The following is a 15511-nucleotide window of genomic DNA, read 5'->3' as shown; positions in this document are numbered from 1 at the left end:
CGAGCCGGGGGTATCGTGCCGGGATGAGCATCCTTCCGCACAGCACCCCGGCCGCCGTGCCGGAAGGCGCCCGGCCGATGGGCGAAGGGCCGTTCCTGAGTGCAGGCGAGGTCGTCAACTGGCACTACCGCCGGCCGGGGTGGCAGCCCGGCGATCCGTCGTACATCGCGCCGATGCGGGTGGTCCGCGATGACGATCGGGGTCTCGTCGCCTGGCTCGCCGCGGGCACGCGTGTAGAGGGTCAGGGCGGGCCGGACGGTCGTCGTATCCGAACCGTGCCGCTCGACCAGCGCTGGCTCGTCACCCGGACCCGCATCGTCGAGGAGTGGTGGGGCAACGGAGTCGTGCGGATCGCTCCGGCCGGCCTGCCCTGGTCGATCTGGCTGTTCTGGAGCGACACGACGGGCGACGACTGGGAGTTCGCGGGCTGGTACGTGAACCTCGAGAACGCGCATCTGCGCACCGACCGCGATACGTACTCCTCCGACCACATCCTCGACGTCGAGATCGAGGCCGATGGCACGATCCATCTCAAGGACGAGGACGAGTTGGCCGCCTGTGTCGAGCAGGGGCGCCTCACCAGAGAACAGGCCGCGCAGATCGAGCGCCACGCGGATGCGGCGATCACCTCGTTCCACGAAGGGGACTGGCCGTTCGATCGCGAGTGGGTGCGCTGGCGTCCGGAATCGACGTGGACGATCCCGGTTCTGCCCGGCCTCGAAGAGCTGGTCACATAGACTGCGAGCAGTGACACGGGGTGCCGCATCCGCGGCTGAGAACACACCCGTCGAACCTGATCTAGTTCGTACTAGCGAAGGGATGTCGCAATGAGCGATCTTCTGCGTCCACCGTCCGTACCTCGGGTGCTCAGCATCGCGGGCAGCGACCCCTCCGGCGGGGCCGGAATCCAGGCCGACCTCAAGTCCATCGCCGCGAACGGCGGTTACGGTATGGCGGTGGTCACCGCGCTCACGGCGCAGAACACCCGGGGCGTCCGCGCAGTGCACGTGCCGCCGACTGTGTTCCTCCGGGAGCAGCTCGATGCCGTCTCCGACGACATCGAGATCGATGCCGTCAAGATCGGGATGCTCGCGAACGCCGAAGTCATCCGCACGGTGCTGGCCTGGCTCACGGTCACCCGTCCGCCGGTGGTCGTCGTCGATCCGGTGATGGTCGCCACAAGCGGCGACCGACTGCTCGATCCCGATGCGGAGGTCGCATTGCGTGCCCTGTTCGCTCAGGCGCACCTGATCACGCCGAACCTCATCGAGCTCGGGGTGCTCACTGATCGGGACATCGTCGACTGGAGTGACGCGATCGCCGCGGCCGTGGCGCTGTCCGATGAGACCGGTGCGGCGGTGCTGGTCAAGGGCGGGCACCTTCCCGGCGACGAGTCCCCGGATGCCCTCGTCGAGCCGGGCGGCGTCGTACACGAGTTCGGCGGTGCACGGATCGCGACGGTGAACACCCACGGCACCGGATGCTCGCTGTCGTCCGCTCTCGCCACACGACGTGCGCACGGCGACGACTGGTCCCAGGCGGTCGCGGTGTCCCGTGCGTGGGTGCGCGAATCCCTCCGTGGGAGCGAAACCCTCAATGTCGGAGGCGGGCAGGGGCCGATCAGCCACTTCGCCGGGCTCTGGCGACGAGGAGGCATCGTGTCGTCCCCGATACCCGAGGAGGTCGTCGCTGACTGGTGGGCGCGGATCGCGGAGATCAGATCGGACATCGACGCGCTGCCCTTCATCGGCGGTCTCGCCGACGGCACACTGTCCCGCGAACCCTTCCTGTTCTATCTCGGCCAGGACGCGCTCTACCTCCGGGAATACGCTCGGGTGCTCGCCCAGGCCGGACGGCTCGCGCCGACCTCCGAAGAGCAGGCGTTCTGGGCGCAGTCCGCGCACGGAGCCATCGTGGGTGAACTGGAGCTGCACGCTTCGTGGCTGTCCCCGCAGACAGGCGTCGGTACGTGGACGTTCGCGGCGGAGCCGGCACCGGCCACCACCGCGTATCTCGACCACCTGCGATCCACCGCGTTCGGCGGTGATTACACCGAACTCATCGCCGCGATCCTGCCCTGCTTCTGGCTGTACACCGATCTCGGGAAGCGCCTGCACGCGGGGGAGTTCGGTGCTTATGCGCGCAACCCGCAGCATCCCTACGCGTCGTGGCTCGCCACGTACGCGGACCCTGCGTTCGAGGAAGCGAATCGGCGGGCGATCGGGTACGTCGCGAACGCCGCCGCGGGGGTGGGCCCGGACGCCCGCGCCCGGATGTTCCGCGCGTTCGAGCTTTCCTCCCGTCATGAGCGGGCGTTCTTCGACGCGCCGATGGAGCGCTGCGCGTCTCGATGACGCTGCTGATTTGCGGATGCTGCCGAGCGCGCGCTATCGTCCAGGCATGCCTTCGGCCGCATCCGCTTCACTGACGCTCGTTCCGAGCGTCGTTTCGGTGCGCCGACGCCGGTCCGACCGCCGACTCTAGGCGACCCCGCGCTCCTGCCCGATGGCAGTCGAGTGCCGGTGTCGCCGCTCCGGCTCATCCGACCCCGACCGTTAAGGTAGAAGCATGACGTACACCGTCGCCGTCTCCGGCGCATCCGGCTATGCGGGCGGCGAGATTCTGCGCCTTCTCGCCGGTCATCCCGACATCGACATCCGTACCGTGACCGCGCATTCGAATGCCGGTCAGCCGCTGATCGATCATCAGCCGCACCTGCGCTCGCTCGCTCACCTCGCTCTGCAGGACACGACGCCGGAGATCCTCTCCGGTCACGACATCGTGTTCCTCGCTCTCCCGCACGGCCAGTCCGGGCAGTACACCGATGCGCTGGGCGACACCCCGCTCGTCATCGACGCCGGTGCCGATCACCGCCTGACCTCCGAGGCGGCCTGGGATGCCTTCTACGGGGGCGCATTCCACGAGCCGTGGAGCTACGGCGTCCCCGAGCTCCTCGTGGACGGCGTCAAGCAGCGCGAGCTTCTGCGCCACGCGACCCGGATCGCGGCGCCCGGCTGCAACGCCTCCACGGTGAGCCTGAGTCTCGCACCAGGTGTCGCCGCGGGCGTCATCGATCCCGGTGACATCGTCTCCGTCCTCGCGGTCGGCCCATCCGGAGCGGGCAAGAGCCTCAAGCAGAACCTGCTCGCCAGTGAGGTCCTCGGCACCGCGAACCCCTACGCGGTCGGTGGAACGCACCGGCACATCCCGGAGATCCGCCAGGCTCTCGCTGCGTCCAGTGGGGCGGAACCCGAGAGCATCCGCATCTCCTTCACGCCGGTCCTGGTGCCGATGTCGCGCGGCATCCTCGCGACGTCGACCGCGCCGATCGTGCCCGGAGTCACTGATGCCGAGATCCGCGCCGCGTGGGAGAGCGCCTACGGCGATGAGACCTTCGTGCAGCTGTTGCCGGAGGGCCGTTTCCCGCGCACCGCCGACGTGCTCGGCGCGAACACCGCCCTGATCGGTCTCGCCATCGACCGGGCAGCCAATCGCGTGACCGTCGTCACCGCCGTCGACAATCTCGTCAAGGGCACCGCGGGAGCAGCCATCCAGTCCATGAACCTCGCGCTCGGTCTGCCCGAGGACCGCGCCCTCTCAATCAACGGAGTCGCACCATGAGCGTGACCGCACCCCAAGGATTCGAAGCCGCTGGCGTCGCCGCCGGTCTCAAGTCCACCGGCAAGCCCGATGTCGCCGTGGTCGTGAACCGCGGTCCGCGCAAGGTCGGCGCTGCTGTCTTCACGAGCAACCGCGCGAAGGCGAACCCGATCATCTGGTCGCAGCAGGCCGTCGCGGACCGCGTCGTCGAGGCGGTCGTCCTCAACTCCGGAGGAGCGAACTGCTTCACCGGAACGTTCGGGTTCCAGACGACGCATCAGACCGCGGAGAAGGCGGCCGAGCTGCTCGGCGTCAGCGCCGGTGACGTGCTGATCTGCTCCACGGGACTGATCGGGGTCGGCGACGAGGTGTTCCGTGCGAAGGTGCTCACCGGCACCGCCCACGCGATCGCCGAACTCAGCGCGGATGGCGGTCAATCCGCCGCCGAGGCGATCATGACAACCGACTCGGTGTCGAAGACGGCGACGATCACGCGCGACGGCTGGACCATCGGCGGCATGGCGAAGGGTGCCGGCATGCTGGCACCGGGCCTCGCCACGATGCTCGTCGTTCTCACCACCGATGCCGTCCTCGAGCCGCTCGAGGCCGACGCGGCTCTCCGCCGCGCCACCGGGCAGACGTTCGACCGCCTCGACTCCGATGGCTGCATGTCGACGAACGACCAGGTCACTCTGCTCGCCAACGGCGCGAGCGGCGTCGTCCCGGACCTCGAGGACTTCACCCAGGCGCTCACCGACCTCTGCCTCGAACTCTCCGTGAAACTGCAGGGCGATGCGGAGGGCGCGAGTCACGACATCACGATCGAGGTCCGGAATGCGGCATCCGAGCAGGATGCCGTCGAAGTCGGACGCTCCGTCGCCCGCAACAACCTGTTCAAGGCGGCGATCTTCGGCAACGACCCGAACTGGGGGCGCGTGCTCGCGGCGATCGGCACCACCAACGCGCAGTTCGATCCGTACGACGTCGACGTCTCGATGAACGGCGTCCGGGTGTGCTCGCAGGGCGGTCCCGATCGCCCCCGCGAAGAGGTCGACCTCACGCCGCGCGCGACGCACCTCGTGATCGACCTGAAGGTCGGCGATGCGTCGGCAACGATCCTCACCAACGACCTCACCCACGATTACGTGCACGAGAACAGCGCGTACGCCTCATGACCGACATCCAGGACACCACGCCGGACGTCGCCGCCGTCAAGGCCTCGACGCTCATCGAGTCGCTCCCGTGGCTGAAGAAGTTCCGCGACCAGATCGTCGTCATCAAATACGGCGGCAACGCCATGATCTCCGATGAGCTGCAGGAAGCATTCGCACAGGACATCGCCTATCTGCGTTACGTCGGCGTGCAGCCGGTCGTCGTGCACGGTGGCGGGCCGCAGATCTCCGACATGCTCGAGCGCTTGGACATCCCCAGCGAGTTCAAGGGCGGCTACCGGGTCACCAACACCGAGGCGATCAGCGTCGTACGGATGGTGCTCACCGGCCAGGTGAACCCGCAGCTCGTCGCGAAGATCAATTCGCACGGTCCGATCGCCACCGGTCTCAGCGGTGAGGACGCGGGCCTGTTCGGCGGCCGCCGCCGCGGCGTCATCATCGACGGCGAAGAGATCGATCTCGGACGCGTCGGCGACGTCGTGGAGGTGGATCCGACGCCGGTGCTCGATCACCTCGCCGCCGGTCGCATCCCGGTCGTCTCCAGCATCGCCCCCGATCTCGATCACCCGGGACAATCGCTGAACGTGAATGCGGATGCCGCGGCGGCCGCATTGGCGATCGCCCTGGATGCCGCCAAGCTCGTCATCCTCACCGACGTGCCCGGCCTCTACGCGGACTGGCCCAACCGGGATTCGCTGGTCTCTCATCTCACCTCGACCGAGCTCATCAGCATGCTGCCCAAGCTGGAGTCGGGGATGATCCCGAAGATGCGGGCCTGCCTCGACGCTGTCGAGGGGGGAGTGGACGCGGCGGCCATCATCGATGGGCGAGTGCCCCACTCGGTACTCGTCGAACTCTTCACGAGCAAAGGAATCGGAACAGAAGTGGTCATGGCAGCGAACGGGGTATCGGCATGAGTAATTGGCAGGATGACGCGGCGAGCGATCTGGTCCTCAACGCGGGACCGCGTCTTGCGCTGCTCACGCGTGGCGAAGGCTCCTACCTGTGGGACGCCGACGGCCGACGCCACCTCGACTTCCTCGCCGGCATCGCCGTGACGTCGCTCGGACATGCGCACCCGGTGTTCGTCGAGGCCATCTCGAAGCAGGCGGCCACTCTCGCCCACGTCTCGAACTACTTCGCGACTCCGCCGCAGCTCGCGCTCGCCGCTCGTCTGAAGCGCCTCGCCGGCGCGGGGATCGATGGACGCGTGTTCTTCTCGAACTCCGGTGCCGAGGCGAACGAGGCGGCATTCAAGCTCGCCCGCCTGCACGGGGGAACGGAACGCCCGCGCATCATCGCCCTGGAGAACGGCTTCCATGGTCGCACCATGGGATCGCTCGCTCTCACCGCGAAAGCCACCATGCGCGCGCCGTTCGAGCCGATGCCCGGCGGCGTCGAGCACATTCCCGCCACCATCGAAGCGCTCGAAGCGGCGATCGATGATCGCGTCGCTGCGGTCATCGTCGAACCCATCCAGGGCGAGGCCGGGGTCGTCGAACTGCCAGCGGGGTACCTCGCTGCGGCACGCTCGCTCACGCTGAAGCACGGCGCCCTCCTCATCGTCGACGAGATCCAGACGGGCGCCGGTCGTACCGGGGCCTGGTTCGGGTTCAGTCATGACGGCATCACGCCGGACGCGATCACCCTGGCGAAGGGGATCGGCGGTGGGTTCCCGATCGGTGCGCTGGTCACGTTCGGTGCGGCCAGCGCGCTGTTCACCCCCGGTTCGCACGGCTCGACTTTCGGCGGGAACCCGCTGGCGACGGCCGTCGCCGACGCCGTGCTCGCCGAGATCGAGCACGCGGGCCTCGTCGACAACGCCGCACGACGCGGCGAGGAGCTGCGAGCCGTCATCGAAGGGATCGGCTCGCCGCTGATCGACGGCGTCCGCGGTCGCGGACTCCTCATCGGCGTCGGCCTCACGCAGCCGGTGGCCGGCGACGTCGTCGCCGCCGCCCAGGAGCGCGGCCTGATCATCAACGCGGCCAATCCCGAAACCGTGCGGATCGCACCGGCGCTGAACATCGGCGATGCCGAGATCGCCGAGTTCCGTGAGCTGTTCGCCGCCGCACTCGCCGATGTCCAGGCATCCGCCGCCGCGGCATCCGCACCCGAGACCGGAAAGGTTCACGCATGACCACCCGCCACCTGCTGCGCGATGACGACCTGACTCCTGCCGAGCAGGCCGAGATCCTCGATCTCGCGCTCGAACTGAAGAAGGACCGCTGGGCCGACAAGAGCCTCGCCGGCCCCCAGACCGTCGCGGTGATCTTCGACAAGTCCTCGACCCGTACCCGGGTCTCGTTCGCGGTCGGCATCGCCGACCTCGGCGGCTCTCCGCTGATCATCTCGACGGCGAACAGCCAGCTCGGCGGGAAGGAGACGCCCTCCGATACCGCGCGCGTGCTCGAGCGCCAGGTCGCGGCCATCGTCTGGCGCACCTATGCGCAGGCAGGGCTCGAGGAGATGGCCAGGGGCACCAGGGTGCCGGTCATCAATGCGCTCTCCGACGACTTCCACCCGTGCCAGCTCCTTGCGGATCTTCTGACGATCCGCGAGCACAAGGGCGAGCTCAAGGGACTCACACTGAGCTTCTTCGGCGACGGCCAGAGCAACATGTCGCACTCGTACATCCTCGCGGGCGTCACAGCGGGGATGCACGTGCGGGTCGTCGCTCCGGCCGGCTACGCTCCGCGTGCCGATGTCGTCGAGGCCGCAGAGCGCCGCGCGGCCGAGACGGGTGGCTCGATCACTCTCCTCACCGACCCGGTCGCTGCTGCGATCGGAGCCGATGTCGTCGTCACCGACACCTGGGTGTCGATGGGCAAGGAGGAGGAGAAGCTCGCACGGATCCGCGATCTCGGTGCCTACAAGGTCACCCCGGACACCATGGCCCTCGCCGACTCTGAGGCGATCTTCATCCACTGTCTTCCCGCCGATCGCGGTTACGAGGTGGACTCCGAGGTCATCGACGGCCCGCAGAGCGTGGTCTGGGATGAGGCGGAGAACCGGCTGCACGCGCAGAAGGCGCTGCTGGTCTGGCTGCTCGGCAAGACGAAGGACGCAAGATGACCGGTGCGAAGCACGAGGGCACGAACGAAGGTGCGCTCTGGGGCGCCCGGTTCGCGACGGGGCCGTCGCCGGAGCTGGTGGAGCTCAGCCGCTCGACGCACTTCGACTGGATCCTGGCGCCGTACGACATCGCCGGCTCCCACGCGCATGCGACCGCGCTCGCTGCCGCCGGTTATCTGGAGCCGGACGAGGCGCAGCGGATGCACGAGGGGCTGGATGCTGTGCTCCGCTCGGTGCAGGACGGAAGTCTGCAACCGGCTCCGAGCGATGAGGACGTGCACGGCGCCCTGGAGCAGGCTCTGATCGCCGAACTCGGTCCGGAACTCGGCGGGCGGCTGCGCGCCGGCCGAAGCCGCAACGACCAGATCGCGACGCTGGTGCGGATGTACCTCATCGACCACGCACGCGTGATCGCCCGCGATATTCTGCGCGTCGTCGATGCCCTCGTCGCGCAGGCCGAGGCGCACCCCGATGCGATCCTTCCCGGCCGCACCCACCTCCAGCACGCCCAGCCGGTGCTGCTGGCGCACCACCTGCAGGCGCACGGCTGGCCGCTGGTGCGCGAACTCGAGCGCCTGGTCGACTGGCGTCGTCGTGCCGGAGTCTCGCCCTACGGCGGGGGAGCGCTGGCGGGATCCACCCTGGGGCTCGATCCTGCGCTGGTGGCAACCGAGCTGGGTCTCGACCGTCCGGCGGAGAACTCGCTCGACGGCACGTCGGCACGCGACGTGGTGGCCGAATTCGCCTTCATCACGGCGATGACGGGTGTCGACATCTCGCGGCTCAGCGAGGAGATCATCCTCTGGAACACCCGCGAGTTCGGGTTCGTCACGCTCGACGACGGCTACTCGACCGGCTCGAGCATCATGCCCCAGAAGAAGAATCCGGACATCGCCGAGCTCGCTCGCGGCAAGTCGGGGCGCCTCATCGGCAATCTCTCCGGTCTGCTGGCGACGCTCAAGGGACTCCCTCTCGCGTACAACCGCGATCTGCAGGAGGACAAGGAGCCGGTGTTCGACTCGGTGCAGACCCTCGAGGTCGTTCTCCCGGCATTCGCAGGGATGATCGCGACGCTGCGATTCGACACGGAGCGGATGGCGGCGCTCGCACCGCAGGGCTTCTCGTTGGCGACAGATGTCGCCGAGTGGCTGGTGAAGCGCCGGGTCCCGTTCCGCGACGCCCACGAGATCTCGGGCGCGCTCGTGCGTGCGTGCGAGGAACAGGGCATCGGGCTCGAGGATGCCTCCGACGAACTGCTGCTCTCTGTCTCGGCGCACCTCGTACCGGAGGTGCGCGAGGTGCTCACGATCGAAGGGTCAGTGGCATCGCGCACCGGCGCCGGCGGTACGGCACCGGTGCGCGTCGCGGAGCAGCGCGCCGAGCTGGTCGCGCGGGCTCAGGCGGCCGCGCACGCGCTCGGTCTCTAGGGCGATCGGCATGTCGCGACTGCGGTCTGCAGCGACTCAGTGCAGATCCGTGTCGGCGGCCGAACGCTCCCAGCGCGTGAAGCGGACGGTGAAGTCGGAGCGGGTGGGAGCAGCGAGGAATGGCCCGGCGGATGCGGGAGCATCCCCGTCGAACGGTGCGACCCGCACCAGCCGCCACTCGCCGTCGCCTGCGCGGGCGCGCACGATCAGGGCGTCCGGCCATCGGCTGACGCGCACGGTGATCTCGCTCTCGTGCCAGTCGTCGACGTGGCCGACCGACCAATCCGATCGGATGTCTGTGACGACGGCACCGAGACCGAGGTGGTCGTCGGCGTATTCGATGCCCGCCTTCATCCAGTGCTCGTCGTCAATCCTCACGAAGACGCCGGCCTGATCGAACTGTCCGTCCCAGGGCGCACGGAACGAGACGTCCATGGCCTCGCCGACCGCGAGCGGGGCGAGCAGCGCATGCTCGGTGTCGTGCACGAATCCGTAGGCGGTGTGCCGCCACGCATCGCTGCTCTCGACGGCTGTGACGTCGAGGTGGTCTGCGGCGTCCGCGGATTGCGTGGCGGGGGCATGGGTCCAGGTCCCGACGGACCAGGGGATGATCTGTGATTCAGGCATGTTCCCAGAGTATAGCCAAATAAGGCATAAGTAGTGAATTATTCGTGATACGGTTATCACATGGTCATCGCCGTACTCGCTGACATCGTGGGCTCTCGCAAGCTCGATGACCGCACGGCCGCGCAACGGGTTCTCGATGACACCATCGCGCAGGTCGAGGCGGATCTCCCCCTCGCGGCGCATCCGTTGACGCCCACAGTAGGGGACGAGCAACAGGGCGTCTATCACGATCTCGAAGATGCCATGACTTCGCTGCTGATGATCCAGCTGCGCCTGCCCGACGGCATCGGCTTCCGATTCGGCATCGGGGTGGGGGAGGTGCGTCCCGTCGCCTCGGTGCACGGCGAACTCGCCGACGGCCCGGGTTGGTACGCGGCGCGGACGGCGATCGAGACCGTGCACGCGCGGGAAGGACGCGCCGTGCCGCGCACGCGGACGTGGATTGTCGGAGCCCCGGGGCAGGATGAGGTCATGGAGAGCACGATCGCGGCATCCAACGCCTACCTCCTCGTCCGCGACGAACTGGTCGGGGCGATGAACGAGCGCGAACGGCGCCTGAGCTACGGCCGTCTGGTCGGCCGGTCGCAGCACGAGCTCGCGATCGAAGAAGGCATCTCGCAGCCGAGCGTCTCGAAGGCGCTGAGGAACGCGGGGACTGCCGCGATCCTCGAGGGACTGAACGCACTCAGAGGAGAGTCCGCATGATCGTCGCCGGATTCATCCTTCTGGCCGTCGGTGCAGCCGACCTGGTTCGCCAGTTCGCCCCACGGCGCTGGATCGGCTATCTGGTCGTCGTCGTGGCGCTGCTTCTGCTGGGCAGCGTCAGCGATGCGCTGCTGCCCATGGCTGCCTCACTCGTCGTCGGCGCCCTCTGGGTGTGGTCCATGCCGGACGATCGGCGAGCCCCCCTGGGATTCTGGCCAGCCGTGCTACTCGGTGTCCTAGCCGTCGGCGCGGTCGTCTGGTTCGGGGCTCGCCAGGATGCCGGGCTGATCGGCGAGGTCTGGACTCTGCGTTCGCCGTTCGGCGAGGTCTCGTTCGACCTGGCCATGCTCGTGCTGGGTGTGGGAGTCTTCCTCCTCGAGTCCGCGAACCTCGTGGTGCGCGCCGCGCTCGATGGTGAGCACACGTGGCGCCCGGCCGACCCCGTGACCGAGACGGTCGTCGTGACCACCGCCGAAGTCGAGACTTCTGCGGAGCCGGTGACCACCGCCGAGGCCGTGATCACCGCCGACGGGACGGAGGTCGCATCCTCGGATGCCGGCGCAGAAGAGGCGACCTCATCTCTGAGCGATCCGCGTGCCGGATTCAAGGGAGGCCGTCTGATCGGCCCCTTGGAGCGGATGCTCGTGCTGATCCTGACTCTTGCCGCGGCGTATCCGATCCTCGCCGCGATGCTGGCCGCCAAGGGCATCGTGCGTTTCCCGGAGATCTCCCGCGACGGCGAGACCGGCGCTCGCGCCGAGTATTTCCTCGTCGGAAGCCTGGTGAGCTGGGTCATGGCACTCGGCTCGGCGTTCCTGGTCTGGTGGGCGGCGCACAGCTGAGGTTCGGCGCGCTGATAGCCTGGTGCGCGTGTCACATCCCGCTCTGACGACCGCTGAACCCGCGATCGACCCCACGTTCGACAACGTGTGGGATGAACTCGTGTGGCGCGGACTCGTACACGTGTCCACCGACCAGGAGGCGTTGCGCGCCCTGCTCGCGGGAGACCCGATCACGTACTACTGCGGTTTCGATCCGACCGCGCCGAGCCTGCACCTGGGCAACCTCGTGCAGCTGCTGACGCTGCGCCGGATTCAGCTGGCCGGCCACAAGCCGCTCGGGCTCGTCGGCGGCTCGACCGGCCTGATCGGCGACCCGCGGCCGACGGCCGAGCGCACGCTGAACACGCGCGAGACGGTCGAGGAGTGGGTGGGGCGCCTCCGCACACAGGTCGAGCGCTACCTCAGCTTCGACGGTGACAACGCCGCCCGGATCGTGAACAACCTCGACTGGACCGCGCCGATGTCGGCGATCGACTTCCTGCGCGAGATCGGCAAGCACTACCGCGTCGGCACCATGCTGAAGAAGGATGCGGTCGCCGCGCGCCTGAACTCCGACGAAGGCATCAGCTACACCGAGTTCAGCTACCAGATCCTGCAGGGGATGGACTTCCTCGAGTTGTACCGGCAGTACGACTGCGTGCTGCAGACCGGTGGCTCCGACCAGTGGGGGAACCTGACCAGCGGCACCGATCTGATCCGTCGCTCCGAAGGCGTCTCCGCGCACGCGATCGGCACCCCGCTGATCACGAACAGCGACGGCACCAAGTTCGGCAAGAGCGAGGGCAACGCGATCTGGCTGGATGCCGAGATGTGCAGCCCGTACCGGATGTACCAGTTCTGGCTGAGCACGGCGGATACCGACGTGATCGACCGTCTGAAGGTCTTCACCTTCCTGAGTCGGGCCGAGATCGAGGAGTACGCGGTGCTCGTCGCATCCGAGCCGTTCCGCCGGGCGGCGCAGAAGCGACTCGCGCTCGAGGTCGTCGCCACCGTGCACGGCGTCGACGCGGCCGCCGCCGTCATCGCGGCATCCGAGGCGCTGTTCGGGCAGGGCGATCTGTCGGCGCTGGATGCAGCAACGCTGCGGACAGCGCTCGAGGAGCTCCCGAACGCCACCGTCGCGGCGGAGACCCCCGTGGTCGAAGCGCTCGTCGCGACCGAACTCGTGTCGAGCATCTCCGAAGCACGCCGGGCGATCGCGCAGGGTGGTGTCTCGCTCGACGGCGAACGCGTCGAAGACGAGACGGCGACGGTGCAGGGGTCTCTTCCCGGTGGTGTATCCGTGCTTCGACGAGGCAAGAAGACCCTCGCCGGCGTCTTCGTCGGCTGAGGCCGCGTCGACGGGGATCATGCCGTTCACGCCGAGCCACGCGGTCATCGCGCTGCCGTTCATCCGCACGCCGCTGGTGCCGTCGGCGATCGCGATCGGTGCGATGACCCCGGATCTGCCGCTGTTCCTGCGGGCTTCGGCGTGAGTTACTCCTTCACCCACACCGTCGGCAACGTCATCTGGACGGCGCTTCTCGCCTTCGGACTGTTCCTCCTGTGGCGGGTGGTTCTGCGGCCCGCAGTCCCGGAGCTGACACCGACCGGGCTGGCGCGACGTCTGCCATCGGACTGGACCGACACCGGCTTGACTGCGCTGCGGCGTGCGGTCGGGATCGAGCAGCGCCGGGGGTACCCCGTGCTGCTCGCGCTGTCGTTCGTGCTGGGCGTGCTCTCGCACATCGCATGGGACCTGTTCACCCACGAGGGGCGCGGGGGAGTGGAGCTGATCCCGGCGCTCGACGCGATGTGGGGTCCGCTGCGCGGATACAAGTGGCTGCAGCACGGATCCAGTGTCATCGGCCTCGTGATCATCGCGGTCTGGGCGTTGCTCCGACTGCGGCGCGCGACAGCGGGAGCCGCACCTGCACGGGTGCTGCCGTCCTGGGTCCGAATCGGCTGGTGGGTAGCGCTGCCCGTTGTCCTCATCGCGGCGTGGGGGTTCGGTCTCGCCATGCTGGGGCCGCTGAATGCAGAGTTCACCGCGCAGCACCTGGCGTATCGGGTGCTGCCTTCGGCGTGCGCCGTGTGGGGTGGTCTGACTCTGATGCTCTGCCTCGTGCTGCCGGTGTTCCGTCGAACGTCGTCACGCGCATCGAAGGCCTGACGACCGTGGTTGAATTCTGAGATGGCGCGTCTCGCACTTCCGGTCGGCCGCAGCCTCGCGTCCGGTTATCGTCTGACGCGACGAAGCTTCGGCCGCACTCTCGTGCTGGTGGCGCTGGTGCAAGGGGCAGTGGCGATCGTTGCGGCGCCGCTTCTGGCTGGAATGTTCTCGATCGCCGCGAGAGCGTCGGGTCTGACCGCCGTCACGACGACCTCGGCGGCGCAGTTCCTGCGGAGCCCTCTCGGAGTCGGGATCGCCGTGGCGTCTCTCGTGCTGGTCGTGCTGACTCTGCTCACGCAGGCCGCCGTGTTCGCGGTGGTCGCCGACGAGCGACGACACGGACGGCTGGCCGTTGTCGGTGCGATCGCGCATCGGATCGGCGCTCGAACCCTTTTGCTCCTTCGGCGGCCTTCGACCTTGTTGCTCGTCCCGTACCTGGTGCTCATCATTCCGCTGGGGCATGCCGGGATCGGCTCGGTCCTCACCCAATGGGTCGCGATTCCCGCTTTCGTGACCGACGAGGTGATGAAGACTCCGCTGCACGCCGTGCTCTACACACTCGTGCTGGCCGTGGTGTGGTGGGTCAACCTGCGACTCATCTTCACGATCCCCCTCCTCGTGCTCGAGCCGATCAGCGTTCCGGCGGCGATTGCGCGCAGCTGGCAGATCACTCGCTGGCGGAGCATCCGTGTGGTGGTGCTGCTCGCAGGCGTCCTCGTGCCGATGACCGCCGCGCTGGGAGTGCTCGCGCTGGTCACGCCACTGGCGACGTATGCGTCCGACGCCTGGGCTCCGTCGGCATCGGTCGCGGTCGGGGCGATCAGCCTCGGAGTCGGCCAAGTCGTCGCCTTCTTCATCGTCGGCCTGTTCCTGATGGTGCAGACGCAGGTGCTCGTCACGGCAGCGGCCTCCGCAGGTGCGCTCGCGTCGGTGGTCCCGCACGAAGAGCCGCTGAGCATTTCGTCCCGGGACGACCCTGTCGCCGAGGCGGCGCCGACAGACGCAACGCCTTCGCGGGCCGCCCGCGCGCGGGCGATCATCGCCGGCGCCGGCGCGGTGGTCGCCAGTGCGGTGCTCGCAGCCGGGGCGGTCCCGCCCCTCGCGGAGATCGCAGATGGTGCGACGACGGTGCTGGCTCATCGGGGATTCACCGAGCGGGGTGTCGAGAACACACTGGGATCGCTCGACGCCGCGCACGCCGCTGGCGCCGAACTGGTCGAGATGGACATCCAGCAGACCAGCGACGGCGGCTGGGTTCTCATGCATGATCCCGACCTGAATCGTCTCGCCGGCCTGGACACGTCCATCGCTCAACTGACGGTTGCGGAGGCGACTGGCGTCACGGTACGCGACGACATCGGGCATGCCGAACCGATTCCGACCCTTGAGCAGTACCTTCAGCGTGCCGATGATCTCGGTCAGCAGCTGCTGATCGAGATCAAGGTGCACGGCGGTGAATCGGAGGGTTTCGTGGCTGAACTCATCGAGATCATCGACCGCGTCGACGGCGCCGACGAGCATATCTATCACACGCTCAGTGCCGACGTGGTCGAGGAGTTCACCGCGCTGCGCCCCGACCTGACGATCGGGTTCATCGTTCCGCTGGCTTATGGAGGCGTGCCGCAGACGCCCGCATCATTCCTGGTCGTCGAGCAGAGCGTCTACACCAGGGCGCTTCGAGATGCGGTCTGGGCAGAGGGCAAGTCGCTCTACGTCTGGACGGTGCAGGATGCCGCGCAGATGCGTGCGCTGTATCGAGACAACGTCGATGGAATCATCACGGACCATCCCGACATCGCGCTGCGTCAACTAGACGAAGTCGCCTCGGAGTCCGCGCTGTCTGCCCGGCTGGTCGACGCCGTCGACAGGTTGTTCATCAGCCCGTAGGCTGCGCCGCTTTGCAGGGTTCGG

General features: G+C 68.0%; 15 protein-coding genes and 1 riboswitch. Of the genes, 14 read left to right on the top strand and 1 reads right to left on the bottom strand.

The genetic code is table 11. The features are described 5' to 3' along the window. Nucleotides 1-23 precede the first annotated feature (23 nt). The 8 genes from MRBLWH12_RS07375 (at nt 24) to argH (ending at nt 9274) form a co-directional block, all read left to right on the top strand. Nucleotides 24-737, top strand: coding sequence for a DUF402 domain-containing protein (locus tag MRBLWH12_RS07375; protein ID WP_363547708.1), 714 nt, complete (start codon nt 24-26; stop codon nt 735-737). 6 nt (nt 738-743) lie between these two features. Next, nucleotides 744-837: riboswitch (TPP riboswitch) on the top strand. After that, the gene (locus MRBLWH12_RS07370) at nt 828-2354 is read left to right on the top strand and encodes a bifunctional hydroxymethylpyrimidine kinase/phosphomethylpyrimidine kinase (RefSeq protein ID WP_363547705.1); all 1527 of its coding nucleotides are present in this window, start codon (nt 828-830) and stop codon (nt 2352-2354) included. Its footprint overlaps the riboswitch before it by 10 nt. A gap of 214 nt (nt 2355-2568) precedes the next feature. Next, nucleotides 2569-3621 (top strand): N-acetyl-gamma-glutamyl-phosphate reductase, encoded by a 1053-nt coding sequence (gene argC / locus MRBLWH12_RS07365; protein WP_363547702.1) that lies wholly within the window; start codon nt 2569-2571, stop codon nt 3619-3621. Continuing rightward, nucleotides 3618-4775 (top strand): bifunctional glutamate N-acetyltransferase/amino-acid acetyltransferase ArgJ, encoded by a 1158-nt coding sequence (argJ, locus tag MRBLWH12_RS07360; RefSeq protein ID WP_363547699.1) that lies wholly within the window; start codon nt 3618-3620, stop codon nt 4773-4775. Before argC ends, argJ begins: the two co-directional genes overlap by 4 nt. Further along, complete coding sequence (gene argB, locus MRBLWH12_RS07355) at nt 4772-5689, top strand: acetylglutamate kinase (RefSeq protein WP_363547696.1); 918 nt, start codon at nt 4772-4774, stop codon at nt 5687-5689. The genes argJ and argB overlap by 4 nt, the downstream gene beginning before the upstream one ends. After that, a complete protein-coding gene (locus MRBLWH12_RS07350) occupies nt 5686-6912 on the top strand; it encodes an acetylornithine transaminase (RefSeq protein WP_363547693.1) in 1227 nt (408 codons plus the stop codon). Before argB ends, MRBLWH12_RS07350 begins: the two co-directional genes overlap by 4 nt. Continuing rightward, nucleotides 6909-7847 (top strand): ornithine carbamoyltransferase, encoded by a 939-nt coding sequence (gene argF / locus MRBLWH12_RS07345; RefSeq protein ID WP_363547690.1) that lies wholly within the window; start codon nt 6909-6911, stop codon nt 7845-7847. The genes MRBLWH12_RS07350 and argF overlap by 4 nt, the downstream gene beginning before the upstream one ends. Further along, nucleotides 7844-9274, top strand: a complete 1431-nt coding sequence (argH, locus tag MRBLWH12_RS07340; RefSeq protein ID WP_363547687.1) for an argininosuccinate lyase — start codon at nt 7844-7846, stop codon at nt 9272-9274. Before argF ends, argH begins: the two co-directional genes overlap by 4 nt. 36 nt (nt 9275-9310) lie before the next feature. Here argH and MRBLWH12_RS07335 read toward each other — a convergent pair whose 3' ends face one another. Beyond that, nucleotides 9311-9901 carry a DUF1349 domain-containing protein gene (locus MRBLWH12_RS07335; protein WP_363547685.1) on the bottom strand — a complete coding sequence of 197 codons (591 nt, stop codon included), beginning with the start codon at nt 9899-9901 and terminating at the stop codon, nt 9311-9313. A gap of 60 nt (nt 9902-9961) precedes the next feature. Between MRBLWH12_RS07335 and MRBLWH12_RS07330 the strand changes: the two genes are divergently transcribed. Genes MRBLWH12_RS07330 through MRBLWH12_RS07305 form a run of 6 tightly spaced genes read left to right on the top strand, consistent with a single transcriptional unit; the run spans nt 9962 to nt 15487 of the window. Further along, complete coding sequence (locus tag MRBLWH12_RS07330) at nt 9962-10606, top strand: SatD family protein (protein ID WP_363547682.1); 645 nt, start codon at nt 9962-9964, stop codon at nt 10604-10606. Further along, on the top strand, nt 10603-11448 hold the full coding sequence (locus tag MRBLWH12_RS07325) for a hypothetical protein (protein WP_363547679.1): 846 nt from the start codon (nt 10603-10605) through the stop codon (nt 11446-11448). The genes MRBLWH12_RS07330 and MRBLWH12_RS07325 overlap by 4 nt, the downstream gene beginning before the upstream one ends. A 28-nt stretch (nt 11449-11476) precedes the next feature. Then, nucleotides 11477-12778: a tyrosine--tRNA ligase gene (gene tyrS / locus MRBLWH12_RS07320; RefSeq protein WP_341974258.1), complete on the top strand. Its 1302-nt coding sequence runs from the start codon at nt 11477-11479 to the stop codon at nt 12776-12778. 19 nt (nt 12779-12797) lie between these two features. Further along, a complete protein-coding gene (locus MRBLWH12_RS07315; RefSeq protein ID WP_363547676.1) occupies nt 12798-12923 on the top strand; it encodes a DUF4184 family protein in 126 nt (41 codons plus the stop codon). Beyond that, a complete protein-coding gene (locus MRBLWH12_RS07310) occupies nt 12920-13600 on the top strand; it encodes a DUF4184 family protein (RefSeq protein WP_363547673.1) in 681 nt (226 codons plus the stop codon). Before MRBLWH12_RS07315 ends, MRBLWH12_RS07310 begins: the two co-directional genes overlap by 4 nt. A 21-nt stretch (nt 13601-13621) precedes the next feature. Then, nucleotides 13622-15487 (top strand): glycerophosphodiester phosphodiesterase, encoded by a 1866-nt coding sequence (locus MRBLWH12_RS07305; RefSeq protein ID WP_363547670.1) that lies wholly within the window; start codon nt 13622-13624, stop codon nt 15485-15487. Nucleotides 15488-15511: the final 24 nt, after the last annotated feature.

Source organism: Microbacterium sp. LWH12-1.2 (genome assembly GCF_040675825.1).
Taxonomy (GTDB): Bacteria; Actinomycetota; Actinomycetes; order Actinomycetales; family Microbacteriaceae; genus Microbacterium.
Note: the sequence above shows the minus strand (reverse complement) of the source record. Positions and strands in the feature narration are given on the sequence as shown.

Coding starts and splice junctions, on each gene's coding strand:
- MRBLWH12_RS07315 (WP_363547676.1), top strand. CDS start 12,798: ATGCCGTTCACGCCGAGCCACGCGGTCATCGCGCTGCCGTTCATCCGC.
- MRBLWH12_RS07325 (WP_363547679.1), top strand. CDS start 10,603: ATGATCGTCGCCGGATTCATCCTTCTGGCCGTCGGTGCAGCCGACCTG.
- MRBLWH12_RS07335 (WP_363547685.1), bottom strand. CDS start 9,901: ATGCCTGAATCACAGATCATCCCCTGGTCCGTCGGGACCTGGACCCAT.
- MRBLWH12_RS07375 (WP_363547708.1), top strand. CDS start 24: ATGAGCATCCTTCCGCACAGCACCCCGGCCGCCGTGCCGGAAGGCGCC.
- MRBLWH12_RS07330 (WP_363547682.1), top strand. CDS start 9,962: ATGGTCATCGCCGTACTCGCTGACATCGTGGGCTCTCGCAAGCTCGAT.
- argF (WP_363547690.1), top strand. CDS start 6,909: ATGACCACCCGCCACCTGCTGCGCGATGACGACCTGACTCCTGCCGAG.
- argJ (WP_363547699.1), top strand. CDS start 3,618: ATGAGCGTGACCGCACCCCAAGGATTCGAAGCCGCTGGCGTCGCCGCC.
- argB (WP_363547696.1), top strand. CDS start 4,772: ATGACCGACATCCAGGACACCACGCCGGACGTCGCCGCCGTCAAGGCC.
- argH (WP_363547687.1), top strand. CDS start 7,844: ATGACCGGTGCGAAGCACGAGGGCACGAACGAAGGTGCGCTCTGGGGC.
- MRBLWH12_RS07350 (WP_363547693.1), top strand. CDS start 5,686: ATGAGTAATTGGCAGGATGACGCGGCGAGCGATCTGGTCCTCAACGCG.
- MRBLWH12_RS07370 (WP_363547705.1), top strand. CDS start 828: ATGAGCGATCTTCTGCGTCCACCGTCCGTACCTCGGGTGCTCAGCATC.
- MRBLWH12_RS07305 (WP_363547670.1), top strand. CDS start 13,622: ATGGCGCGTCTCGCACTTCCGGTCGGCCGCAGCCTCGCGTCCGGTTAT.
- argC (WP_363547702.1), top strand. CDS start 2,569: ATGACGTACACCGTCGCCGTCTCCGGCGCATCCGGCTATGCGGGCGGC.